Consider the following 24,207-nt stretch of genomic DNA (forward strand, 5'->3'; position numbering starts at 1 on the left):
CCCGTCTCAAAGGAGTGACATGGCCGACTACCAACGCCTGGGCGCAGCCCCCGTGAGCGAACTCGCTCGAGAGGAGCGCGTGCGCACCCGTGACGGTGTGCACCTCGCCACAGACGTCTACCTCCCGTCCGCGGGCGACGGTACCAGGGACGACTCGCCGGGCGACACCATCCTGATCCGCCTGCCGTACGACAAGAACGGCGAGTACACGTTCATCCCGCTCGTCGCCGAGTACTTTCTGCAGCACGGGTACCGCGTCGTCGCGCAAGACGTGCGGGGCAAGTTTCGCTCCGAAGGCGAGGCGCTGCTGTTCGTGAATGAGGTGCGCGACGGCGAGGACACGCTCGACTGGATCGTCGCTCAGGCCTGGTCCAACGGTCGTGTGGCCATGTGGGGCGACAGCTATTACGGCTACACGCAGTGGGCTGCCGCTGCGAGCGGGCACCCCGCGCTCAGGGCGATCGCGCCGCGCGTCACCGGTACGGGTCTCGGCGAACCCGTGCACCGTGACCTGGGAACCCGAGTGCGCGCCGTCGAGATGGGTATTACGAACCTGTACCCCCTCACGCACTTCCACGGCAGCGACACGTTCCTCTGGGAACCCGACTGGTCCCGTCGCGATTTCGAAGCGCAGGCCGAGGCGTTCCAGGAGTGGGCTGGCGCGCGGTCGCGATCCTACGATCAGTGGGTGCCGCATCCCGTCACGCTGCCGCGATTCCCGAACGGCAGTGCGTTCGCCGGGCGGTCCGTGCCGGTGCTCCACACAATCGGCTGGTGGGACAATTGCGCTCCGCTCTCGTGGGCCGACGTCGAGGAGATCAAGCAATTTCCTGCTTGGGATGCGCACCACTATCTGCGCATCGAGGCGATCGATCACGAGAGCTATCAGTTCGTGGAGGCCGAAGGCGACCGTGTGGCAGAGCGCACCGAGCAGCAGATCCGCGCCATTCTGCCGCGCACCCTCGATCCAGCGCTCGCGTTCTTCGAGGTGTTCGTGCGAGGCGAAGGATCGATCGTCGACATTCCCCGGGTCACCTGGCAACTCGCCGGAACGGCCGAGGAGCGCACTGAGCCGGCGTGGCCTCCTGCAGGATCGCGGAGCGTGACGCGCTACGCGACCGTCGAGGGCGGGCTCTCGCCCGAGCAACCAGTCGAGGCCCGCGAGCGCACGTGGATGCACGACCCGGAGGACCTCGTGCCGTCGACGGCTCCCGACGCGTTCTCCTACCTCTTGTACCTTCCCGACGAGGCGCCGCTGGGCGAGCGCGGCGACGTACTCGTATTCACCGGGCCGGAGCAGCCAGAAGACGTCGAACTCGCCGGCCCGGTTGGCGCTCGCGTCCGAGTACGGTCGACCGGCCCCATCATGGATTGCTTCGTGCGCGTGCTCGATGTGGCTCCCGACGGCACGGCCGTGCGCATCGCTCGCGGCCAGCAGCAGCTGCACGAAGCGCGCGACGCTGCGACGCTCGAGATCGATCTCGGGCACATCGGCTATCGGCTTCGATCGGGGCACCGTCTCCGTGTGCACGTCTCGAGTAGCGACTACCCCGAGTTCCTGCCGCAGCCCGGAACGGGCCGTGACCCGTGGACGGATGGCGTCGAGACCGTGCCGAACACGCAGGCGCTGATCATCGGGGGAAGCGATGCACTCGCAATCGAGCTCCCCGTCGTGAAGGGAGCGCTCGCATGAACGCCGCCCCAGAAGGCTCGCGACGAACCGATCCGCAGCGCCTCGCAGCACTGCCCGAGCCCCGGCTCGAGTTCGTATTCGAGATCCGTGCGACGATCGCCCCCGACGTGCATATCGGTCGCGGCGTCGATGAGGAGCTCAGCTTCACGCCGGTGACCGGAGGCAGCGTGCACGGTCCCGCCCTCACGGGCGAGGTGCTGAACGGGGGAGGCGACTGGGCGGTGACGCGATCCGGAACCGCGCAGCTCGAAGCGCGGTATCTGATCCGCGCCGCCGACGGCGCGGCCATCGACGTGCTCAATCGCGGCTACTTCAGAGCGACCCCCGAGCTGATCGCGCGTATGGAATCCGGGGAAGACCTGCCCGAATCGACCGAGGGTCTCTACTTTCGCACCGCCCCCGTGTTCCAGACCGATGCTCCCGCCCACCGCTGGCTCGCGGAGCACCAGTTCATCGGACTCGCTCGCGACGACGCGGGGCAGGTGTGCATCCGCGTCTTCGTGCTCCAGTAAACCTTCCCTTCTGCCTCCGCAGTACCGCGCCGGATCATCGATGATCCGCTCGCGTCATCGAAAGGACACACCATGCTTCGTACCCGCTTGATCACCGGTGCCGCCGTCGGCGCCGTCGCCCTGCTCGCGCTGACCGCGTGCGCCCCGCGCGACAGCTCGTCTGCCGGAGCCCCGGCTGGCGTCGAGACCGCCGAACTCGTCACGTCGACATCGGCAGGAACAGCTCCCGTCGACACGGTCACCTGGTCGATCGTCGAGGGTGAACCCGCGACGCTCGACCCCGCCTCCTCGGCGAACCTCATCATCCCGAACCTGTGCGACAATTTGCTCGCACTGCAGCCCGACTTCTCGGTCGAGCCCGGCGTCGCAATACGAGCCGAGTGGACCGACCCGACCACCTTCGTCATCGAACTGCGCGATGACGTGACCTTCTGGGACGGCACGCCTCTCACTGCGGCAGATGTCGTCTACAGCCTCGACCGCAATCGCTCGCCCGAGTCGCAGTGGTTCGCGGCCTTTGCGCTCGTCAACGGCATCGAGGCGACGGGAGACCATGAGGTCACGGTCACCTTCAACGCGCCCGACTCCACATTCCGCGATGCGCTCGCTGGCGGCGGCGGAGCGGTGATGAGCGCCGCTTTCGGTGCCGAGGCCGGAGACAACCTCGGCACGTCCGATGGCGGACTCATGTGCACCGGACCGTACGAGCTCGCCGCTGACGGCTGGACGCCGGGCAATGAAATCGTGACCACGGCAAACCCCGACTACTGGAACGGGTCGCCGCTCGTCTCGACCCTCACCTACGTCTTCGTGTCGGACGCGTCGACGCTCGCCACAGCACTGACGCAGGGGGAGATCCACGGGGCGCTCAACGTCTCCCCGAGCTCGCGTGCGGCCTTCGAGGGCGATGGCGCCGGCAGCCTCATCGTCGGCCCGTCGACGGCCTCGTACAGCTTCGGGCCCGCGACGCCAGACGGGCCCGCGGCCAATCCCGAGATCCGCCGTGCGCTGAGCCTCGCCATCGACCGGCAGCAGTACATCGACACGGTGCTGAGCGGACTCGGAGAGCCCCAGCGCACGATCGTGCCGCCGTTCACCTTCCACGAGCTGGCGGCCGCAGACGTGTACCAGGCCGGGTACGACGCGCTCGAGGCGCCCGAAGTCGACCTCGAGGCGGCGAAACAGCTCGTCGACGGGAGCGGTGAGGACCTGAGCGCCCCGCTGGTGCTCGCCGTGCCCGCCGGCGCGACCGAGTTCAAGAACACCGCGCAGATCGTGCAGAGCGCCGCGAAGCAGATCGGCGTTGAGATCGAGATCAACGAGATGCAGGCGTCCGATTTCGGGGCCATGTTCTACGACCCCGCCGCTCGCGAGGGAATCGACTTCGTCGCGACCCAGGGATACCTCGAGACCCCCGGAGTGCTCGGCTACCCGTCGCTGTTCATGCTGCCAGAGGAGCTCGGCGGCGTCTTCAACTGGAGCGGTTACGCGAACGACGAGGTCACGGCCCACATGCAGGCGGCACGCACGGCGACGGACGAGCAGACCGCAGCCGAGGAGTTCGTCGCGGCGCAGCAGATCTTCGCGCCCGACATGCTCCAGGTCACTCTTGCCGGGGCATATCAGCTGAGCTACGTGAACGACGAACTCACCGGTATCACCACTTCGGTCGCGGTGTACAGCAGCCCCTGGGCGCTGCACCTCGGCGGGCAGTAGCCGGCGGAGCAGCGCGGAACGGAATGACAACGTGAACTCTCTTCTCATACGCACCCTCCTGGGGAGGCTCGGCGGTCTCCTGCTGACGCTCTTCCTGGCGAGCGTTGTGATCTACGCCGCGCTGCTCCTGACTCCTGGCGACCCGATCGCCGCGCTCGCCGGCGGCGCGAAGCCCACCCCGGAACTCATCGTCCAGATCCGCGCCGAGTACCACCTCGACGATCCGATCTGGTCGCGCTACCTGCAATGGCTCGGCGGGGTCTTCTCGGGCGACTTCGGGCGATCCTTCGTCTACAAGACCGACGTGCTCAATCTGGTGGCTCCGCGCTTCGGCGTGACCCTGCAACTCGTACTGCTCACCGTCGCCATCATTCTCATCGCGGGCGTCGGGTCGGGCATCCTCGCCGCGACCCGCGGCCCCCGGGTCGATCGAGCGGTCGGTCTGCTCACCGCCCTGGGCATGGCGCTGCCCACCTTCGTCGTCGCGATCCTGCTCATCTGGATCTTCGCGAAGACACTCGGGTGGTTCCCCGTCTACGGCGAAGGATCGGGGGGCTGGGATCGCCTCTGGCATCTGACCCTGCCCGCCTGCTCGCTCGCGGTGCTCTTCATCGCGTACATCAGTCGGGTGACGCGCAGTTCGCTGGTCGCACAACTGCACTCGGAGCACGTCGAGACGGCCCGTGTGCGGGGCATCCCGCGTGGCCGCATTTTCCGCGTCCATGTGTTCCGCAACGCGGCGCCGCAGATTCTCGCCATCTCGGGCACCACGGTCGCCGGGCTCTTCGCCGCCGCCGCGATCGCCGAGCAGGCGTTCGGCCTCGGCGGCATCGGTTCATTGTTGACTGAGGCCGCCGCTCGCAAGGATCTCCCCGTCGTGCAGGTGGTCTCACTGCTGCTCGTAACGATCTTCGTCGTACTCAACGCCGTTGCTGACGTTGTGAGCGCACTCATCGACCCCGACAGCATCAATGCCGGGAGGGCAGCATGAGCGTCGCACAACTCGCGGGGGGCAAGTCCCCGCAAGCCATCACTCGGGTCGCGCGCAAGGACTGGCTCTTCAGAAGCGCGCTCGTCGTCTTCGGCCTGGTCGCGCTTGCCGCGCTGGCAGGTCCGTGGATCGCGCCCTACGATCCCGCCGAACTCTACACCGGCGACGTCAACGGCATCGGTTCGCTCGCACACCCGTTCGGCACCGACGACGTCGGCCGCGACATCCTGTCGCGCGTGCTCGCCGGGGCCCGTACGAGCGTCATCGCACCGATTGCGGTCGTGGTGCTGTCGACGGTGCTCGGCTCGGCCCTCGCCATCGCGGCCGCCTGGTTCGGGGGAGTGCTGCGCGGTGCGATCGCGCGCATCGTCGACGTGATCTTTGCGATCCCCGGGCTGGTGCTCGCCGTGCTCGCCGTGGCGATGTTCGGCAAGGGCGTGCTGGCTCCCGTGATCGCGCTGTCGATCGCGTACGTGCCGGTCGTGGCGCGGCTCACGCAGACCGCGGCATCTCGCGAACTCGGCAAACCCTATATCGCCGCGCTGCGGGTGCAAGGAGTGTCGGGACCAGCCATCTGCTTCCGGCACCTCGTGCCGGCGTTGATCCCGGTGATTGCCGCCCAGGTGGCCGTCGGATTCGGATACGCGATGCTCGATCTCGCAGCGATCTCGTTCCTCGGGCTCGGCGAGCAGCCGCCCGCCGCCGATTGGGGCTCCATGATCGCAGGCGGCCAGGCCGGCATCCTGGCTGGCGCGCCCGAGCAGGCGCTCTACCCGGCGCTGTTCGTCGTCGTCACTGTGCTCTCCGTCAGCGTCATCGGCGCGCGCATCACCACCTGGGCAGAGGAGAAAGAACGATGACCGCTCCCGTACTCGAACTCGATGGGCTCTCCATCGCCACCCCCGACCGCACGCTCGTGCACGACTGCACGCTGACCATCAGCGCAGGCGAGGCCGTCGGACTCGTCGGCGAATCCGGATCGGGGAAGACGCTGTCGGTGCGGGCCGTCGCAGGCCTGCTTCCGGGGCATTTCACCACTGGCGGAACGATCCGTGTCCTGGGCCAAGACATCTCCGCGACTCCGCCGGCCGTGCTTCGAGACCTGCGGGCGAGGCGCGTCGGCATGATCTTCCAGACGCCCCGCGCCCACCTCAACCCGCTGCGCACCATCGGCGACTTCCTCACCGAAGCCCAGGTCGCCGTCGACGGCGTGCGCCCGGAAGCGGCGACTCGGCGCGCGCAGGAACTGCTCGACGAGGTCGGCATCACCCACGCCGCGCGACGGCTCAAGCAGTTCCCGGCCGAACTCTCGGGCGGACTGCTGCAGCGCGTGATGATCGCCGCAACGCTGGCGATGGACCCCGAGATTCTGCTCGCCGACGAGATCACCACCGCGCTCGACGTCACGACGCAGGAGGAGGTCATGGCGCTGATCGGCGACCTGCGCCGCGAGCGGCAGCTGTCGCTCCTCTTCATCACGCACGACCTTGCGCTTGCGGGCGCCGTATGCGATCGCGTCGCGGTCATGCAGCAGGGGCGCACCGTCGAGACGCTCAACGCCGCGACCATGCGCCGCGATGCGCGGGAGGAGTACACGCGGGTGCTCATGTCGGCCGCGCTCGGCGACGGCACGACCGCCTCGCTCCAGCCGGCAGGCGACTCGCCGGAGCCGGAGCCGGAGCTGGAGCCGGAGCCGGAGCTGAAGCTACATGCAGCCGCGGAGCTCGCGGCCCCGATCCTGTCGGTAGCCGGGCTGCGCAAGACGTTCCAGGTGCGCAGCGCCTCGGGCGGAGGCCGGGAGACGTTCGTGGCCGTCGAAGATGTCGCCTTCGAACTCGCTCCGGGAGGATGCCTGGGCATCGTCGGAGAATCGGGATCGGGCAAGTCGACGACCGCGCGCATCATTTGCGGGCTCGAACGCGCAGACGCGGGGTCGGTGATGGTGGGTGGCGACGATTGGAGCCGACCAGCACGGGGCGGTGCAGCGAGACGCGTGAGAGCGAAAACGGTGCAAATGGTGTTCCAGGATCCGTATCAGTCGCTCGATCGACGGCAGACCGTGCGGCAGTGCCTCACCGAGGCGATCCGCGTGCATCAGAAGCGAGCACCACAAGCGGTCGTCGACGCACGCATTGGGGAGCTCGCGGGCCAGGCAAGACTCGACACGGCGCTGCTCGATGTCAGACCACGTGCGCTCTCGGGTGGCCAACGGCAACGGGTCGCGATTGCGCGCGCGCTCGCCGCGGAGCCCGAGATCCTCGTGCTCGACGAGGCGGTCTCCGCGCTCGATGTCACCACGCAGGTGGAGATTCTCACCCTGCTCGATGCGATTCGCCGGGAGACCGGCGTCGCGCTCCTCATGATCACGCACGACCTCACGGTGATTCGCCGGCTCTGCGATGGCGTTGTGGTGATGCGCTCTGGTCGGGTGGAGGAGGCGGGGCCGACGTCGGAACTGCTCGACGCGCCCCGTGCCGAGTACACGCGGCTGCTGCTCGACTCGATCCCGCGGGAGGGGTGGATCCCACGGCGTCGTAGGCTCGGACGCACCTCGGCGATCCCGACGATGACCGGACCGATCGCCGCAACCGCGTCGACCGACGCGCGCTTCGATTCGAAAGGCCGCTCATGACCTCCGCACTTCTCACCCCCGACTTCGAGTTCTGCTTCGAACTGCGCGTCGCCGTCGACGACGCCTTCCCGATCGGCGGCTCGGCGCCCGGAGAAGGTCTGCACTTCGCGCCGATCTCGGGAGGCACCTTCGCGGGGCCGCGGCTACGGGGCCGCATTCTCGCGGGCGGCGGTGACTGGTGGACGGGGCACGGGCTCACGGTGCGCCTCGACGCGAGGTACGTCATCGAGGCCGAGCTCGATGACGGCACGACGGCTGCCATCGACGTGGTCAACCGCGGCACCTGGCGCACGGACGAGGCCGGCAGCGCACGACTCGAAGCCGGCGAGGAGCTCGATGAGCGGGCGCTCTACTACCGCACCGCCTTCGTGTTTCAGACGGAGCACCCCGTGCTGGAGTGGCTCACCTCGTCGCAGTTCGTGGGCTATGCCCGGCCGGAGCCCGGGCACGTGGTGATTCGCGTGTTCCGACTGATCTAGCACCGTTCGACGACTGATCAAGATTCGCACGCGACGCTCCGCAGCGTGCACAACAGAGACGAGATGACATGACCGACTTCGCAGACCTGTGCATCGTATCGGGGCGCGTCTTCGACGGCCGAGTGCGAACCGGCCACACCGCCGTCGCGGTGCGAGGCGACCGCGTCGTAGCCGTGGGCGACGACGCTCGCGTGCTCGCGCTGCGCGGACCCGGCACCCGCATCGTGGACGCGCGAGGCGGCCTGATCACTCCGGGGTTCGTTGACGCGCACGTCCACGCCGTCTTCGCCGGTGTCGAGCGGCTGAGTTGCGACTTGACCAGTGCACGCACTGCCGACGAGACCTTCGCGCTCATCCGCGAGGCAGTCGACGCGGCCGATGCAGCCGGGGCCGATCCTCATGCCTGGATCACCGGTGGCGGGTGGAGTCACGAGCTGTTTCCAGAGCCCACGCGTCAGATGCTCGATGCGATCGTCTCCGATCGCCCCGTCGCCCTCTCCGATGCCGGCCATCACACGCTGTGGGTGAACTCGCGGGCGCTCGAGCTCGCCGGAGTGACGCGCGAGACGCCGCAGCCGCCCAACGGTCGCATCGTGGTCGACGCCGACGGTGCGCCGACGGGGTACCTGAACGAGACCGCTGCCGAGCTCGTCGGGCGCGTCATCCCGTCGGCCACGAACGACGAGATCGCTGCTGGCCTGCTCAACGCGCAGCAGTACCTGTGGTCGCTCGGCATCACCGGCTGGCACGAGGCGATTCTCGGGGAGTACAACGGCAAAGCCGATTGCACCGCGGCGTACCTGCGCGTGATCGGAGACGGCTCGCTGCCGAGTCGCGTTTCGGGTGCCCTCTGGATCGCGCCCGGACTCGAGGAGGCGGATGTGCCCACCCTGGTCGAGCGCTTCGTGCGCCTGCGCGCCGAGAACGCCGCGGCCGGCTTCGCGACGTCGACGGCGAAGGCCATGATCGACGGCGTGCCCCACGGAGGCACCGCGGCACTGCTCGAACCGTACTGCTCCCACGGCGATGGCGCGGGCGACGGCGGCGTGGGCGAGCTGCACTTCAGTGAAGCGGCGGTGCGCGCGTTCGTGCAGCAGCTCGACGCCGCGGGATTCGCACTGCACCTGCACATCATGGGAGACCGCGGCATTCGGGTGGCGCTCGACGCGGTGGAAGTGGCGCGCGCCGCGAACGGGAGCGGGCCGAGGCACCACGTCGCGCACCTGTCGATGATCCACCCCGACGATGCGAACCGCTTCGGCCCGCTCGGGCTGACCGCGAACATGCAGGCGCTCTGGGCCGCACCCGACCCGTACGTGGTGCCGATGATCGGCGAGGAGCGCATGCGCCGCGGGTACCCGTTCCGCTCCCTCGCTGATGGCGGAGCGGATCTGGCGATGGGTTCCGACTGGCCGGTGTCGCCCCCGGATCCCTGGCTCGCGATGCACGTCGCGGTCAACCGGTCGCTCCCGGCCGCGCCCGATGCCGCTGCTGCGACCGACGGGAGCCCGGAGGTGCTCGATGCGGCTCAGGCCCTGACCCTTGCGGAGAGCCTCGCGGCCTACACGAGCGGTTCCGCATCCCTGGTGCTCGACGTTCCCGGACGCATCTGTGTGGGCGAGCGCGCCGACATCGCCGTGGCGACGGGCGATCCGTTCACCGGGCCGACGGAGGCTGTGATCGCGACCCGCACCGCGCTCACGGTGGTAGCCGGCGAGGTCGTCTTCGAGCTCGCGCCGTAGTCCACGCACGGGGGCCGCGGGCGGCCCCCGTGCGTGTGGCGTCCGACCTATTCGGTCTCAGCCGGAACGTCGATGCCGTTCACGCGCTGAATCTCCCGCTGATACTCGGCGACGACGCTGCGTGAGACGCGGCAGTCGAGCAGGATCGTTCCATAGGCGCCCGCTTCGGTCCACGTGCGCAGAGCGTCGATGTCGGCCAGCGTGCGCACCCGTACCCCCGTCGCGCCGAGCGCGGAGGCGACCCCCGCGAAGTCCACGTCGGGGATCAGCATCGGCTCCTGATCGAGGCCGAGCTCGCCGTAGAGATGCACCTCCGCGCCGTACGCGCCGTCGTTCCACACCACGATGACGCAGCTGGACGCGGTGCGAATCGCGGTCTCGAGGTCGGCGAGGGCCATGAGCCCGCCGCCGTCGCCGGTGCTGAGCACCGTCGTCGTGCCCGGAACCGCCGCAGCGACGCCCGCCACCGTCGAGAAGCCGAGGCCGATGGTCTGATAAGCGGTGCCGACCATGATCATCCGCTCGGGCGAGGCGACCGGCCAGTACATGTTCGCCCAGCCGAGAAAATGGCCGCCGTCGGTGGTCACGTGACGCTCGGCCGGCAGCAGTGCGCCGATGCGTGCGGCGACGGCGCGAGGATCGAGCCTGCCATCGGCACACACCCCGTCGGCGACGCCGGTGCTGCGCTCGCGCAGTGCGCCTCCCGGTTCGAGCCCCGCGACCGTCGTGCGCCATCCGCCCGCCGGGCTTCCCGACACGTCGCGCACCGCCGCGATTCCCGCGCGCAACCGGTCCAGAACGTCGCGAGCATCGCCCTGCAGCAGCTGATGCGAGATGGGGCGATTCGTCTTCGGAGGGGCGACCTGCTCTGCATCGACGCGGATCACGGTGGTGCCGGCGCCGAACAGATCGCCGAACCGCATGGTGAACTGGTTCAGGCTCGCTCCGACGACGAGTACGACGTCTGCCGTCTCGACGAGCGCCATGGCGCGGTGCTGACCGAATCCGCCGGTCACACCGAGGTCGAACTCGGCGTCGGCGAAGATCCCGCGGCCGAGCGCGGTTGAGGAGGTCAGTGCTCCGAGCGCTGAGGCGATACGGCCGAGCTCCGCCGATGCTCCTGACACATGCGCGCCGTGGCCCGCGATGACGAGGGGGCGCTCGGCTTCGAGGAGGGCGACGACGGCGGCCTCGATCTGGTGGTCCGCTGGGCGGGCGTGCGGGGCGGAGATCGATGAGGAGGCCATAGAGGATCCGCCGCCACCGTGATCCGCCGACTCTGCGGTGGGCTCGACGCCCGAGACCGACGCAGAGAGGGCGGCCAGCACGGCGGGGTCGGCGAGGTCGATCCCCGTCGCCGCAACTGCCCCCGTCGACGCGGCCTCGGTCTGCGACCTGCCCGCCCCGACGATCTCCGCGTTCACGAGGTCGTAGGGAATCGCCAGCACGACGGGGCGCCGAACGCGCAGCGCATAGGCCGCAGCGCGTTCGACCGTGCGCGAGATGTTCGTGACTGACAGCGTGTGCGTGCGGATACCGAGGGCCGCCGCCAGCATCTCCTGATCCACGTCCCACGGTCGAGGGCCGGTGCTCGGGGCGTCGCCGACGACGACGAGCATGGGGGTGCGCGCCTGGGCCGCTTCGGCGAGGGCCGTGAGCGCGTTGGTGAAACCGGCCCCGTACGTGGTCGTGGCGATGGCGAGCTCGCCGCTGACGCGCGTGTAGGCATCGGCGGCAGCGACGGTGCCCGCTTCGTGGCGCACGGCGACGTACTTCAGGCCGAGGTCGCCGAGATGCTCGATCAGATGGGCATTGCCGTTGCCCATCAGGCCGAACATGAGTCGGGAATGGGGGGCGAGTGCGTTCGCGAGCGCGCGCACGAGGATGGTATCAGACATCACAGGTCCTTCGGGAGAGTACTCGAAATACAGGGAACCGTGTATGTCTCGCCGGGCGGCATCGCTCCGGCAGCAGCGCCCCTTTTTCGAGCGCCTTCCCCGGCAGGGCCGGAAGAACCCCGACCGAGCTGGACCCCTCTATCTTAGTGAGCGGCGCCGCGGTGTCGATAGCGGAGAGGCGCGGCTACCAGATCACCGGTAGCTCTGCGCGATGCGCTCTGCCGCCTCCTGCAGCGCGTCGACCACCTCGCCGATCGTCTCGGGCACTTTGAAATGCACGACTGCGATCGCTGCCGGCGGCTCGCCGGCGATGCGCAGCGGCACCGCGATGCCGGTCACATCGTCGATGACTTCGGCTCGACTGAGCGCGTACCCCTTGCGTCGCGCTTCGCTGCCGGCTCGGCTCATCTCGGGGTCGCCGAGGTACGCTTTCCGCTCAGCGCGGGTGAGCGACGATTCGATGGCGTGGCCGGGGGCGCCGCGATGCAGCGGATGCCGCACACCCGGGTTTCGGGCGATGGTGGCGGCGACGTTCGACGGTTCGGCGGTCACGAGGGTCACCACCTCGTCCGCGTCGAGCACCGTGACGAACGTGGTCATGCCGAGCTCGTAGGCGAGCTCGGTGATCACCGGCATGGCGGCGGTGTGCAGCGCCGGGGCCACGCCGCGGGCGAGCACGGTGAGTTTCGGGCCGAGGCGGATCAGGCCGGCCTCGTCGCGCGCCACGAAGCGGTGCTGCTCGAGGGTGCGCAGGATCCGGTAGGCATTCGAGCGGTGCACCTCGAGACCTGCGGCGAGGTCGGCGATCGACATCGGGGATTCCGCCTCGGCGAGCAGTTCGAGCGCGCGCAGGCCGCGCGACAATGTCTGGGAGCCGGCGGTCGTTCCAGCTTCGCTCGCGGAGGTCATGACTCCTATTCTGTCGGATTCCCCGGCGGTCACGTATTGCGCCTGAGCGGAGACGCACATATTCTGTGTGTGCAGTATTCAGACTGAGTGTTCACTTAGTGAACATGTACCGCGGCGCTGGCTGCGGCGAGTGAGGAGAAACAGTGCAGTTCCATCACCACGGGTACGTCTCGACCGATCCGCGCATCCTTCCAGCGGCAGGTGTCGGCATCGACCGTCCCGTCGACCTGCCCGAGGAGATCGACGTACTGATCGTGGGATCGGGGCCGGCCGGTATCGTCACCGCAGCGCAACTGGCACAGTTCCCGAACGTGGTGACCCGCGTTGTGGAGCGCCGCGACGGGCGACTCGTGCTCGGGCAGGCCGATGGAATCCAGGCCCGCAGCGTGGAAACCTTCCAAGCGTTCGGCTTCGCTCGGCAGATCACCGAAGAGGCGTACCAGATCACCGAGACCGACTTCTGGAGCCCCGACCCCGAAAATCCGGCGAACATCGTGCGCAGTTCCATCACGCCCGATGATCCGAAGGGCATCAGCGAGTTTCCCCACCTCATCGTCAATCAGGCGCGCGTCATCGACTACTTCGCGGAGTACGCACGGCGCGCTCCTGCTCGCGGTGACATCGATTACGGCTACGAGTTCGTCGATCTTGAAGTGACGGGCGAAGGGGAGTACCCGGTCACCGTGACGCTGCGCAAGATCTCCGGCTTCTCCGGCGCCGGGATCAACGCCGCGAAGTCGGGTGACGACGAGGGGGAGACCGTCGTCGTGCGAGCCAAGTACGTCGTCGGGGCGGACGGCGCGCGTTCCTCGGTGCGGCGCTCGATCGGCGGTTCGCTCGCCGGCACGTCATCACTGCACGCCTGGGGCGTCATGGACGTGCTCGCCGTGACCGACTTCCCTGACTTCCGTAAGAAGTGCATCATCCATTCGGCAGCCGGCAGCATTCTCCACATCCCGCGTGAAGGCAACCACCTGGCGCGCATCTACGTCGACCTCGGTGAGACCGATGAGCACGATGCCGGCCAGGTGCGCGGCACGTCGCTCGAAGACGTCATCGCTCGGGCGAACGCGATTCTGCACCCGTACACGCTCGACGTGCGCGACGTGCCCTGGCACAGCGTCTACGAGGTGGCGCACCGGCTCACGGATCGCTTCGACGACGCCGCGTCATCGCCCGACGGAAAGGGTCGCGTCTTCTTGATGGGTGACGCCTGCCATACGCACAGCGCCAAGGCTGGTCAGGGGATGAACGTCTCGATGCAGGACGGCTGGAATCTGGGCTGGAAGCTGGGCTATGTGCTCGAGAGCCGCAGCCCGGAGACGCTGCTGAAGACCTATTCCGACGAGCGGTGGGTGACCTCGAAGAACCTCATCGACTTCGATCATCAGTGGTCGACGCTCATGGCGAAAAAGCCCGAGGAGTTCGCCTCTCCCGATGAGGTCGCCGAGTTCTACGTGCAGACGGCCGAGTTCCCGGCCGGATTCATGACGCAGTACACCGATTCCGTTCTGACCGGTTCAGATGAGCATCAGGAGCTGGCGAGCGGCTTCACGCTCGGCAAGCGTTTCAAGTCGGTGCTCACGACTCGCGTGGCGGACGCCGTCGACGTGCACCTCGGCCACCACCACCGTGCCGACGGTCGCTTTCGCATCTACGCGTTCGCGGATGCGGACGGTTCGCGCCTCGATGCGTGGGCGCAGTGGATGCTCGAGTCTGCAGAGTCACCGCTTGCCCGTTTCACGCCGCAGGGGGGCGATCTCGACTCCGTGTTCGACGTGAAAGCGGTGTTCCAGCAGCATCATCACGAGGTCGATATCGCTCGGGTCTCGCGACTCTTCCTGCCCGCATCCGGCCCATTCGGGCTGACGGACTACGAGAAGATCTACGCGGCGCATCCGAGCGACGACATCTTCGACGCGCGCGGCATCAATCGCGATGGCGCCCTCGTCGTCGTGCGACCCGATCAGTACGTCTCGGCGATCCTGCCGCTGACGGCGCGGAGCGAGTTGCATGCGCATCTGGCGTCCTTCCTGCTCGAGCGCGACGGGGTAGCCCCGCGCAAGTTCATCTGCATCTCACAGTGATCGCGTGCCTTCGGTAACGAACTCGCACGCTTCGCAGTAGCGCCCGTCGGTCTGGTACAGGTCGACGGGCGCTGCTGCATGATCAAGGCTGCACCTTGCCCGCTTGTATGCGCATTATTCGGAAGTAGCTTCGCAAATTGCAGCGTCGTCTACTGCTCCTGCACTCTCGAACCACGTAAAGCCTCTTGGAGCCCGCTGCCAGCGGTTCCCCGGTGCGAGCCTTATCGAGGAATTCGCCGAGGCACATCGCCTCAGGAACGCGGTGAGAGTTCGCGCCCGTTCATCCGGATCTGCATTCCGATGCATAGGGGAGAAATGGGAGACAAAGTGCGCAAGTTTCGTGTCAGTTCGAGGAAGGCGTTCGTCGGTCTTACGACGGCCGCTCTCGCCGTGACCACGCTGTCAATCGGAGCCACGACGGCGGGCTTCCAATCGACCTCGTATGCGCGCGCCGAACTCGCAACGGAGGCGACGGTCGCCACGCCCCCGGTCTACAACGACCAGTCGGCGGGTTCCGTGCTCTTCATCAACCGTTTCGGTGAACTGTTTCTCGGCGGCGACCGACGGAGCGGAAACGGAGCGGGCGCGGGAAACACTGCCCCCACGGCCGATCCCACCAAGGTCGAATTCCCGGACGGCGTGAAGATCGTCGATGCCGGCGGGAGCACCAACGACTTCCACTGGAACAACGTCGCTACCGGTTACTCCGCGATCGACACCGAGGGCAGGGTGTGGACTTGGGGCCAGGTCTACCCCGGGGGCACACGAGGCATCGAGCTCATGGGGCGCGGCAACATCTCTCTGCAGGCCTCGTACACTCCCGGACAGGTCGTGACGACCGCTGAAGGAACTCCGCTCCCCAAGATCATCGACCTGCAGCGCAGCGAGAATCAGACCTACGCGCTCGACGAAACCGGGACGATGTGGGTGTGGGGCTACGGCGGCGAGAACCTTCCGGTCTCGGCCTCCTACTACTCAGGCAACGGTGCCGCGCTCCCGACGCGCGCCAACACGACGGCCGTTCAGAACGGAATGGGCGATTGCCGCGCCGACCGCAACCCGGCCAATCACGGGGGCGACGTCACCTGGCACACCATCTGGGGCGGGAACAACAGCTCAGGTGGCGTCTCGACGAGCGGGCTCATCTACACCTGGGGCTACGACGCCTCGAACGGAATCGCGCAGCAGCAGTGGTCCCAGCGATGCCCGCAATTGAACGAGGGCGCGAACCGCGTGCTCTTCGAGCAGTACCCGGATCTGTACCGAACCGCCGATGGCAAGACCTACGATCCGGCAGAGCTCACGACCGAAGCGCTGCGGAACGAGCGGTACTCCGAGATCGTCGCCCACATGACCCAGCAGCCGCTCGCGCAGTGCGCGACGCCGACGGCGAAGTCAATCGTCGACGCGACCGAGTGCCCGGTGCGACAGTTCGGATACTCGGCACGCGCCGGTCGTCTGCTGCTGCAGAACGGCAGTCTCTACACGTGGATGATCTCCAACGATCAGACGTACGGGTACTACTTCCTCGGTCGTGAGGGAAGCACCAATCAGAACGATCTCAACTCGCGCTTCCGGCCGAACCTCGCACTGAGCAACGTGAACTTCACCTCGCCCCAGGTGGGCTCGGTGTCGGCACTGACGCACGACGGAAAAGTGTACGGATGGGGCCGGAACAACTACTGCCAGGCAGTGGGAGAACGCACCGTGGGCAGCGCCGACTGTGGGAGCAACGCCGGGAATGACTTCGTGATACTGCCAAGGCCCGTCGCGGGCATTCCCCAGGACGCAACGATCACTGGGCTGAGCAGCAATCAGTGCACCACGTGGGCCCGTTCCGACCTCGGAACAATGTGGGCCTGGGGCGGCGGAACCATGGTGTCGAATAACTACGTGTTCTGCGGCACGACCGGCAGCGCGTATGGAATCTACGACCAGCGCAAATCGACGCTGCAGGCTCCGTTCGGCGCCCCGGTCAGGTCCGTCTCGACGGGCACCATGCCCATCCTCGACTAACCATCCTCTCGAGTTGGTTCGCCAACGCTTCGTCCGGGGAGGGCGTCAGCAATCCGCCCTCCCCGCTCTTGAACGAAGCGCCGCTCGACTTCACAAACTTCGGTCAACGCTCGCGCGCTGACCGATCGCACTGACAGCCCGTCGACCTGTCACCCGCGCATTTTCTCGTCGACACGTTACGAAAGGAAGATCAATGGCTATTGAAAAGAAAAAGGGACGTAAGCGGCTCGTTATCGCGGCGGGTGCCCTGCTCGGCATCGGCGCCCTCGCGACCAGCGCCGCGTTCACCGACTTCGGCCTGCTGAACCTCGGCGGCGCAGGCGGCTTCGGCGGCGAGGAGAACGCCTACAACCTGCAGGTGTCGGCTGGCCAGGAGGCGACGATCGATTCCGTGGTCAACTGGGTCGAGGCGAACCCGGATGCCGAGGACGTTGCACCGATCACGGGTGCGGATTCGCTCGTGCCCGGTGGCGAGGCGGTCACCGTGAACCTCCCGGTGAAGAACGCGTCGAAGTCCTTCTCGTCGACGCTCGCCCTCGACATCGAGGACACCACTCCTGCGAACGCCGACACGGCTATCCAGGCGAAGAACGACGCGTACGCATCGCTTCTCCGCATCGATATCGCGCAGACCGACAACGCAGGGACCGCGCCCACCGACTGGGTCGCAACCGGTCTCACCGCCGATGCGGCGAGCGCTGATCTCGCCAATCTCGCTCCTGAGGCCGGCACCGTCGCAGTCGTGCGCGTGTACCTCCTCGATGGCGCCACCCAGGACGACACCAATGCGGCAAACGGCGGCACCGTGAACCTGCAGGCGAAGTTCTCGGGCTCGTCCATCAACTAACACCAATGTGCGGCGGGCATCGCGATGCCCGCCGCACATTTTCGCCAGAGAGGTAGAAATATGGTGACAGAACGCATGAAGAAGGTGACACCGCCACTCGCGGCACTCGGAGCACTCATCATCGCGCTTGTCGCGGTGGAGACCGGGGCGCAGCACGTGTTCACGGTTGGGGGAACGAGTCAGATCCAAGCCGCAGGTGAGGACTCCTTTGTTGTCGAAGTCACCGGCTCATTGGGCGCCGACTGGCAACCTACGGACAACGACTGGGTACATGCGAACCCTGAAGCTTTCGATATCGATGCCGATGCGCAATCGGGCTTCGGCCCCGGCGCCTCGCGCGACTTCGTCTTGGCAGCGCGAAACGCGAGTCCGGAGCTCACCGGCGATATCGATATGACAGTTCTCAATCCCGAGCCCGAGAACTCAGCGCTGTACGACCAGCTGCTGTACACCGTCGAGCACGAGGGAACGGTGTTGCTCGACGCCGTACCGGGTGCCGACATTGCGGCCTTCGGTCCGCTCTCACTCGGTGAATACGCGCCGGGTGAATACACGACAGTTGCGCTCACGGTCACGATGCCCAGCGACGCCGGGAACGAACTGCAGCAGCTTTCCTCCCGCGTACAGGTCGCGATGAACGGGGTTTCACGATGAAGATGAAGAACACCTTTGCATTCGGGGGCGCTGCCGTCGGCGTCATCGCCCTGTGCACCATCGGTGCGACCTCCGCAGCCTTCCTGCAGTCGCTCTCGGCCTCTGGCGAGCTCTCCGGAGAGGTTACCGTCGCCCAGGGACCGGACGCCGACAAGATCTACGACGATCCGAACGATCCGAACATCGTTGTGACGGTGGATGCGGACTCCGACGCCGGGGTCCTCACGACGCTCCCCAATGACACGCTGGCCTATCCCACACGAACAACGGGCGGCTTCTCGCTGACGGCCGGTCTCCTCGATGGCAGCGCTGATGCGAATGTCCGTGTCACGGCCGACGTCGCGGATGGTACGCCGGCCTGGGTGCGAGAGCACCTGAGAGTCGGGATCTATGTCAACGACGAGATGTTGAACCCCGATGGCGTGCCGCTCACCATGGATCAGATCGATGAGATCGGCGGCGTTGACCTCGGAGTGCTCAAGGCAGCCGATGCTCCCAGCACGATCGAGTACCGCATCTGGTTGGGCTCGAATTCTCCGGCGGAGGCGTATCACTCGGAGTTCGCCCTGAACGCGACGCTCGTCGGAGAAACCGCGACCGGCAAGGTCTTCGATATGAATGTGGAGGTCTGATGTACTCCCTCGTCAAATTCGCCGGCGCCTTGGCTCTCGCGGCGCTGGTGCTCATCGGAGCCGCTGCACCCGCACAAGCGGCGGATGTCATCACGCAAGAGACGCCCTCCAGCGTCGTCGTGCAAGTCACAGGCCCCGGACATCCCACGGAATGGGACATCACGGCTCGGAACACGTCCTCGGGAACCATCTCTCCGACCCTTCGCTTCACCGAAGCCGAAGGTGCGCTGTTTCAAGGCGCGCACCCTGCGCAGATCGATGTCACTCTCGGAGGCGTCCAGCTCTACAGCGGCGACGCGAGCGGTCTCGTTGGTGCGGAGTTCCCTCTCGGAGAGATTCCCCAGAATGCACCGATGACCGTGAACGCTTCGGTGCTGTTGCCCTACGAAGCCGGCGACGAGTACCGAACCGCCGATGCGATCGTCTCCTGGGAACTCTCGGCGTTCGACGCGCCCGCACCCGCGCCCGCGCCCGCGAGTCCTCCTGCACCGCTCGAACCCGGGGACTTGGCCACCACTGGTGGCAGTGCGCTGATTCTGCTGATCGCTGCGGTTGCAGCAATGGCGGTGCTCCTCGGTGCCTTGCTGTTTCTCTCTTCGCGCCGCCGCGAGTCGACCGCGGCTGAAAGTTGATCAACTTATGAACATTCACACTTTGCGACCACTCGCAGTGCCGAGCAACGGGCGTACCCGCGTGCTCTTCATCATCGCCGTCAGCCTTGCCCTGACGCTCGTTGCAGGGCTCGTGATCTTCCGCAACACGGCATCCGCGTTCACCGAGGAGGCGAAGCTGGCCTTCAGCGTGAAGTCGTCCGAGTACGACACGGTGCTCATTCAGCAGGATCGCTCCGTTCGGAGCTTCGGCCTGAACGGGATCGCACTCGACCTCGACAGCGATGAGCCGTTCGTTCCGGGCTCCACCGCGCGCGTTATCCTGCAGGTCGGTAACAACAGTGCAGCGGGCGAAGCCTCGCTCACGCCGTTCCCCGAAGTCGCAGGTGAGCTTTCTGAGCACCTTCGCATGTCGGCGCTCGCCACTCGCGGTGACGGCAGCGAGGTCGTGCTGTTCGGTGATCCCGCTAACCCGGCGTCCGGTGTGGTGCCCGGCAGCGAGTTGCCGGACACCGCGGTGCAGCTGGCAGCTCGCGGGGGCACCGCGCTCAAGGACGGCGATACCTGGGACGGGCCGGAGGAGTCCTCCGCGACCGTGACCTACTTCATCCATTTGAACGACGATGCCGAGCTCAAGCAAATGTCGAAGGCGTCGTTCAGCCTGGGGCTGCAACTCGACAGCCAAAGCACCTAGTTCGTAGATCACCAACAGAGGGGGAGCACCATGGGACAGAAGAAAACCTTGGACGTCGTTCGATCGAGCGTTCTCACCATCGCATCGATCATCGGAGGCTTCTGCATCCTGCTGGTGCTCGCCGGAATCATGTTCGGGCTGCGGCCGCTGGTCGTGGTGTCGGGTTCTATGGAACCCGCCATCCCGACCGGCTCGCTCATTCTCATTCAACAGAAGCAAGCCGAGGAGCTGCGGATCGGGGACATTGTCACCGTGTCTCGCCCAGACGGCGAGGGGTTCATCACCCACCGAATCCTGGAGAAGACTCCTCATGACGATGGAGCGGGCGTCGACCTGGTGCTCAAGGGAGATGCCAACGAGAATCAGGACCCGAAGCCCTACTCCGTCGATAGCGCTGAACGTGTCGTCTTGACGCTTCCCTTCGTGGGAATCATCGTGAAGTACTTGCAATCACCGTTCGGAGTTGTGGCCGGCGTCATCCTGGTGCTCGCCGTGGTGTCGCTGTACTCCATCAGACCGGATCGTAAGACTGAAGAGGGCGCGGAGTCGAACGATGAGGCCTCCCCGCAAGCCCCGCACCCCGATCGCGCCGCCGCGCAGCAGGGCACTGCGGAGAGCATCGCGCCGATGTACCAGGGGCTGCACGTCGGAGACCCCGCGACCGCCCGGCTCCAGCAGCCGTACGCCCCATCAGCCGCCGCCTACGGGCTTCACGCAGGTTACGTCGAAGCGGCCGGTGCGTACGCTCCGCGAATGGTGGTGCCCGCCCCGCGCGACGCTCGCTCTATGGGGCCCGGCGTTGCAACCGCCGAGCCTCGGCCGGTCGGCACGGTCGTGGACGGCGAGCTCTGGGTGCCCGTGAGCGTGCTCGGCGCGGCCAGACGGTTCGTCAGCGACGCCGAGGGGGCACCTCAGACGAAGCCGTCGCCCGACGATCCGAACGACGAGAAGTACACGGTGTGACCCGGTCGCGTCTCCGTATCAGGCGCCCCGGCCGACAGCGCGCCAACGCCTGAAGAAGGTCACCGCCCACGTCACCGCCCAGAGCCCCACGCCGATGGCGAGGAGGAGACCCGCGATCTCGTACTGGATCCAGTCCTCGACGCTCCGCGCCCAGGGACCGATGAGGAAAAGCGAGAGGGCTGCGCCGAGAATGGGGATCACGGTCGGTGCGCGGAAGCCGCCCTCGATCCTCGGTTCCCGTCGCAGCACCAGGAGCGCGATGTTGACGACGGCGAAGACGCACAACAGCAGGAGACCCGTGGTGCCGCCGAGGGCGCCGACGATGCCGTCGTCCGAATTCAGATTCACGTAGACGACCAGACCGACGGCGAGCAGCGTGCTGAAGACGATGGCGACCCAGGGGGAGCGGCGCTTCGGCAGCACCTTGCTGAGCGCCTTCGGCAGAACATCCTGCTTGGCCATGCCGTAGAGCAGACGGCTCGCCATGAGCATGTTGATGAGCGCGGTGTTGACCACGGCGAACACCGTGAGGAACGGAAAGATCGCGTCGACCGGGATGCCGGGCGCGCCGATGCGCACCACGTCGAGAAGGATGCCGGCGTCCGGGTTCTTCGGGTTGAGCAGATCGCCCGGCGGAATCACCATGATGACGGTGACCGCGACGAGCATGTAGACAATGGCGCAGATGCCCAGCCCGGTGAGCATGATTCGCGGGAAGTCGCGCTGGGGATCCTTGCACTCTTCGACGAGGTTCACCGAATCCTCGAAGCCGACCATGGCGAAGAAGGCGATCGCGGTCGCCATCGTCACTGCTGCGAAGGCCCCGCGGTCTTCGGGGGTCTCGAAGACGATGAGGCGGGAGACGTCGCCGTTGCCCTGCGCGATCGCGATGATCCCGATGAGAATGATGACCGCCATGATCGCGATTGTCACGAGCGTGAGCACGAGATTGAACTTCACACTCTCGCCGACGCCCCGCAGGTTGACGAGCGCGAGGACGAGGATGATCGCGATCGCCGCGAACATCGTCGCAGTCGCGTCTTGCGGCACACTCTCGAAGAACTGACCGAGCCCGATGAGCAGGTTCTTGCCGACCAGGGTGGCGGACGTCGCGGCGCTGGTGATCCCGGAGGAGGCCACGGCGAAGGCGATGATGAAGGTGACGAAGTGCACCCGGAACGCCTTGTGCGCGTACAGAGCGGCTCCGGCGGCCTGCGGATACTTCGTCACGAGCTCGAGGTACGAGAACGCGGTCAGCGTAGCGATCACGAAGGCGAGAAGGAACGGGAGCCAGGCGACGCCGCCGACCTGGCCCGCGACGCGACCGGTGATGGCGAAGATGCCGGCGCCGATGATGTCGCCGATGATGAGGAGCAGGAGCAGCTTCGGCCCGATGACCCGTTTGAGTCCGGTGCCGTGCTCGCGCGGAGCGTCGCCGATCGCTGCGACGGCTTCAGTGTTCAACTGCGCCATGATGCATCCCCATTGTGTGCGTCGTAGCCGGTATCGATGGTCATCGTTCGCCAGCATGAACATGAGCGAACGATGATTCGGCCAACTGTATCGCGTCCCGCGGCATTGCATCACTCGAGCCGGGGGAGTACGCACTGAGGCCCCGGCATCCGTCGGGATTCCGGGGCCTCGGTACGAGCGCGGGGTTTACTTCGCGGCGAAGCGGAAGAGCTTCTTGTTGGCGAACTCGAGCATGCCCACCTTGCCGAGCTCGCGGCCGTAACCCGACTTCTTCACGCCGCCGAAGGGCACATCCGCGCCCTCGAGGCCGGCGCCGCCGATGAAGACCATGCCGACGTCGAGCTGGTTGCCCACCTGCTCGGCGCGCTCGAGGTCGTCGCAGATGATGACGGAACCCAGGCCGTACGGCGAGGAGTTCGCGAGATCGATCGCCTCCTGGTCGCTCGAGACCTTGTAGAGCTGCGCAACCGGGCCGAACAGCTCCTGGCTGTACACGTCCATCGACGGGGTGATGTTGGTGAGGATCGACGGGGTGTAGAGGTTGCCATCGGGCGTGTTGTCGCCGACGAGCACCTCAGCGCCCTGATCGATCGCGCCCTGCACCTGCGAGGTGAGCGTCTTCGTCGCGCCCGCCGAGGAGAGCGGGCCGAAGTCGCCGGCCTCGTAGGACTGGCCGGCGATGGCCGCCTTGTACTTCTCTGCGAACTCGTCGAACAGCGAATCGATGACGACGATGCGCTTCGAGCCGTTGCACGCCTGACCCGTGTTCTCCATGCGCCCGCCGACCGCGTGCTCGACCGCGTGATCGAGATCATCCGTGTCGAGCACCAGGAACACATCGGAGCCGCCCAGCTCGAGCACGCACTTCTTCAGCGCGCGCCCGGCCTGCTCGGCCACGATCGCGCCTGCGCGCTCCGAGCCGGTCAGCGAGACGCCCTGAATGCGATCGTCGGCGATGATGTCCTCGATCTGCTCGTGCGTCGCGAAGACGTTGACGTAGGCGCCCTTGGGGAACCCGGCGTCGAGGAAGAGCTGCTCGAGCGCGAGTGCCGACTCGGGGCACTGCGCAGCGTGCTTCAGAATGACGGTGTTGCCGAGAATGAGGTTCGGCACCGCGAAGCGCGCGACCTGGTAGTAGGGGTAGTTCCACGGCATGATGCCGAGGATCACGCCAGTGCCCTGGAAGCGGAAGAAGCTCTTCAGCCCGTCCTCGACCTCGAGCTGCTCATCGGCGAGCCACTTCTCGGCGTTAGCGGCGAACGCGGCGCTGATGGCACCCGAGAACTCGGCCTCGCCGATCGACTGATCGAGGGGCTTGCCCATCTCGCGGTTGATGATCGCGCCGAGCTCCTCCTTGCGCTCCTCGAACAGCTCCGCTGCGCGATGGGCGAGCGCTGCGCGCTCGGCGACGGTGGTCTTGCGCGACCAGTTCTGGTACGTCTCCTGCGCCGACGCGAGCGAGGCTTCGATCTCCTCGGTGGTCGCGTCGGGGTACTCGGCGACTGTCTCGCCCGTAGCCGGATTGATGACGGCGAACGTGCTCATAGGTGACTCACTCCTTAGTGATCGTCGGTGTTGTGCACGCCCAGTCTCCCACATCGGCGGTCGTGAGCACTACCGCCCGAGAGGATCGAATCATGCGAATTCATCGGGTACTC

Annotated in this window: 20 protein-coding genes; 16 read left to right on the top strand and 4 right to left on the bottom strand. The window is 66.8% G+C overall.

Annotated elements, in window-relative coordinates; all coding sequences use genetic code 11:
- The first annotated feature begins 19 nt into the window (after window positions 1-19).
- The 8 genes from ABFX18_RS02935 to ABFX18_RS02970 all read left to right on the top strand — a co-directional run bounded on the left by ABFX18_RS02935 (window position 20) and on the right by ABFX18_RS02970 (window position 9,765).
- Window positions 20-1,693 carry a CocE/NonD family hydrolase gene (locus tag ABFX18_RS02935; protein ID WP_346057321.1) on the top strand — a complete coding sequence of 558 codons (1,674 nt, stop codon included), beginning with the start codon at window positions 20-22 and terminating at the stop codon, window positions 1,691-1,693.
- Window positions 1,690-2,205 carry a DUF3237 domain-containing protein gene (locus tag ABFX18_RS02940; RefSeq protein WP_346057322.1) on the top strand — a complete coding sequence of 172 codons (516 nt, stop codon included), beginning with the start codon at window positions 1,690-1,692 and terminating at the stop codon, window positions 2,203-2,205. The genes ABFX18_RS02935 and ABFX18_RS02940 overlap by 4 nt, the downstream gene beginning before the upstream one ends.
- Window positions 2,206-2,277: 72 nt before the next feature.
- A complete protein-coding gene (locus ABFX18_RS02945; RefSeq protein WP_346057323.1) occupies window positions 2,278-3,921 on the top strand; it encodes an ABC transporter substrate-binding protein in 1,644 nt (547 codons plus the stop codon).
- A gap of 31 nt (window positions 3,922-3,952) precedes the next feature.
- Entirely contained in the window at window positions 3,953-4,912 is a 960-nt protein-coding gene (locus tag ABFX18_RS02950; protein WP_346057324.1) for an ABC transporter permease, read from the top strand.
- On the top strand, window positions 4,909-5,772 hold the full coding sequence (locus tag ABFX18_RS02955; protein WP_346057325.1) for an ABC transporter permease: 864 nt from the start codon (window positions 4,909-4,911) through the stop codon (window positions 5,770-5,772). The genes ABFX18_RS02950 and ABFX18_RS02955 overlap by 4 nt, the downstream gene beginning before the upstream one ends.
- Entirely contained in the window at window positions 5,769-7,544 is a 1,776-nt protein-coding gene (locus tag ABFX18_RS02960) for an ABC transporter ATP-binding protein (protein ID WP_346057326.1), read from the top strand. Before ABFX18_RS02955 ends, ABFX18_RS02960 begins: the two co-directional genes overlap by 4 nt.
- Entirely contained in the window at window positions 7,541-8,023 is a 483-nt protein-coding gene (locus ABFX18_RS02965) for a DUF3237 domain-containing protein (RefSeq protein ID WP_346057327.1), read from the top strand. The genes ABFX18_RS02960 and ABFX18_RS02965 overlap by 4 nt, the downstream gene beginning before the upstream one ends.
- A gap of 68 nt (window positions 8,024-8,091) precedes the next feature.
- Window positions 8,092-9,765 (top strand): amidohydrolase, encoded by a 1,674-nt coding sequence (locus ABFX18_RS02970; protein WP_346057328.1) that lies wholly within the window; start codon window positions 8,092-8,094, stop codon window positions 9,763-9,765.
- 47 nt (window positions 9,766-9,812) lie between these two features.
- On the opposite strand, the gene ABFX18_RS02975 is transcribed toward ABFX18_RS02970, so the two are convergent.
- Complete coding sequence (locus ABFX18_RS02975; RefSeq protein ID WP_346057329.1) at window positions 9,813-11,663, bottom strand: thiamine pyrophosphate-binding protein; 1,851 nt, start codon at window positions 11,661-11,663, stop codon at window positions 9,813-9,815.
- 192 nt (window positions 11,664-11,855) lie between these two features.
- Window positions 11,856-12,572, bottom strand: coding sequence for an IclR family transcriptional regulator (locus ABFX18_RS02980; RefSeq protein WP_090150084.1), 717 nt, complete (start codon window positions 12,570-12,572; stop codon window positions 11,856-11,858).
- A 143-nt stretch (window positions 12,573-12,715) separates the two neighbouring features.
- On the opposite strand from ABFX18_RS02980, the gene ABFX18_RS02985 reads away from it, so the two are divergent.
- The 8 genes from ABFX18_RS02985 to ABFX18_RS03020 all read left to right on the top strand — a co-directional run bounded on the left by ABFX18_RS02985 (window position 12,716) and on the right by ABFX18_RS03020 (window position 21,076).
- Window positions 12,716-14,659 (top strand): FAD-dependent monooxygenase, encoded by a 1,944-nt coding sequence (locus ABFX18_RS02985; RefSeq protein ID WP_346057330.1) that lies wholly within the window; start codon window positions 12,716-12,718, stop codon window positions 14,657-14,659.
- A 390-nt stretch (window positions 14,660-15,049) separates the two neighbouring features.
- Entirely contained in the window at window positions 15,050-16,675 is a 1,626-nt protein-coding gene (locus tag ABFX18_RS02990) for an RCC1 domain-containing protein (protein ID WP_346057331.1), read from the top strand.
- 193 nt (window positions 16,676-16,868) lie between these two features.
- Complete coding sequence (locus ABFX18_RS02995) at window positions 16,869-17,522, top strand: hypothetical protein (protein ID WP_346057332.1); 654 nt, start codon at window positions 16,869-16,871, stop codon at window positions 17,520-17,522.
- Window positions 17,523-17,582: 60 nt separating this feature from the next.
- Window positions 17,583-18,176: a hypothetical protein gene (locus ABFX18_RS03000; protein WP_346057333.1), complete on the top strand. Its 594-nt coding sequence runs from the start codon at window positions 17,583-17,585 to the stop codon at window positions 18,174-18,176.
- Window positions 18,173-18,808 carry a hypothetical protein gene (locus tag ABFX18_RS03005; protein WP_346057334.1) on the top strand — a complete coding sequence of 212 codons (636 nt, stop codon included), beginning with the start codon at window positions 18,173-18,175 and terminating at the stop codon, window positions 18,806-18,808. The genes ABFX18_RS03000 and ABFX18_RS03005 overlap by 4 nt, the downstream gene beginning before the upstream one ends.
- A 353-nt stretch (window positions 18,809-19,161) precedes the next feature.
- Complete coding sequence (locus tag ABFX18_RS03010; protein ID WP_346057335.1) at window positions 19,162-19,440, top strand: LPXTG cell wall anchor domain-containing protein; 279 nt, start codon at window positions 19,162-19,164, stop codon at window positions 19,438-19,440.
- Between the two features lie 22 nt (window positions 19,441-19,462).
- The gene (locus ABFX18_RS03015; RefSeq protein WP_346057336.1) at window positions 19,463-20,113 is read left to right on the top strand and encodes a hypothetical protein; all 651 of its coding nucleotides are present in this window, start codon (window positions 19,463-19,465) and stop codon (window positions 20,111-20,113) included.
- Between the two features lie 30 nt (window positions 20,114-20,143).
- Window positions 20,144-21,076, top strand: a complete 933-nt coding sequence (locus ABFX18_RS03020; RefSeq protein WP_346057337.1) for a signal peptidase I — start codon at window positions 20,144-20,146, stop codon at window positions 21,074-21,076.
- Between the two features lie 18 nt (window positions 21,077-21,094).
- Here the strand turns inward: ABFX18_RS03020 and ABFX18_RS03025 are convergent, their stop codons facing one another.
- Window positions 21,095-22,549 carry an APC family permease gene (locus tag ABFX18_RS03025; RefSeq protein WP_346057338.1) on the bottom strand — a complete coding sequence of 485 codons (1,455 nt, stop codon included), beginning with the start codon at window positions 22,547-22,549 and terminating at the stop codon, window positions 21,095-21,097.
- Between the two features lie 186 nt (window positions 22,550-22,735).
- Window positions 22,736-24,094, bottom strand: coding sequence for an NAD-dependent succinate-semialdehyde dehydrogenase (locus tag ABFX18_RS03030; RefSeq protein ID WP_346057339.1), 1,359 nt, complete (start codon window positions 24,092-24,094; stop codon window positions 22,736-22,738).
- Window positions 24,095-24,207 lie beyond the last annotated feature (113 nt).

The organism is Leucobacter alluvii, assembly GCF_039530485.1.
Taxonomy (GTDB): Bacteria; Actinomycetota; Actinomycetes; order Actinomycetales; family Microbacteriaceae; genus Leucobacter; species Leucobacter alluvii.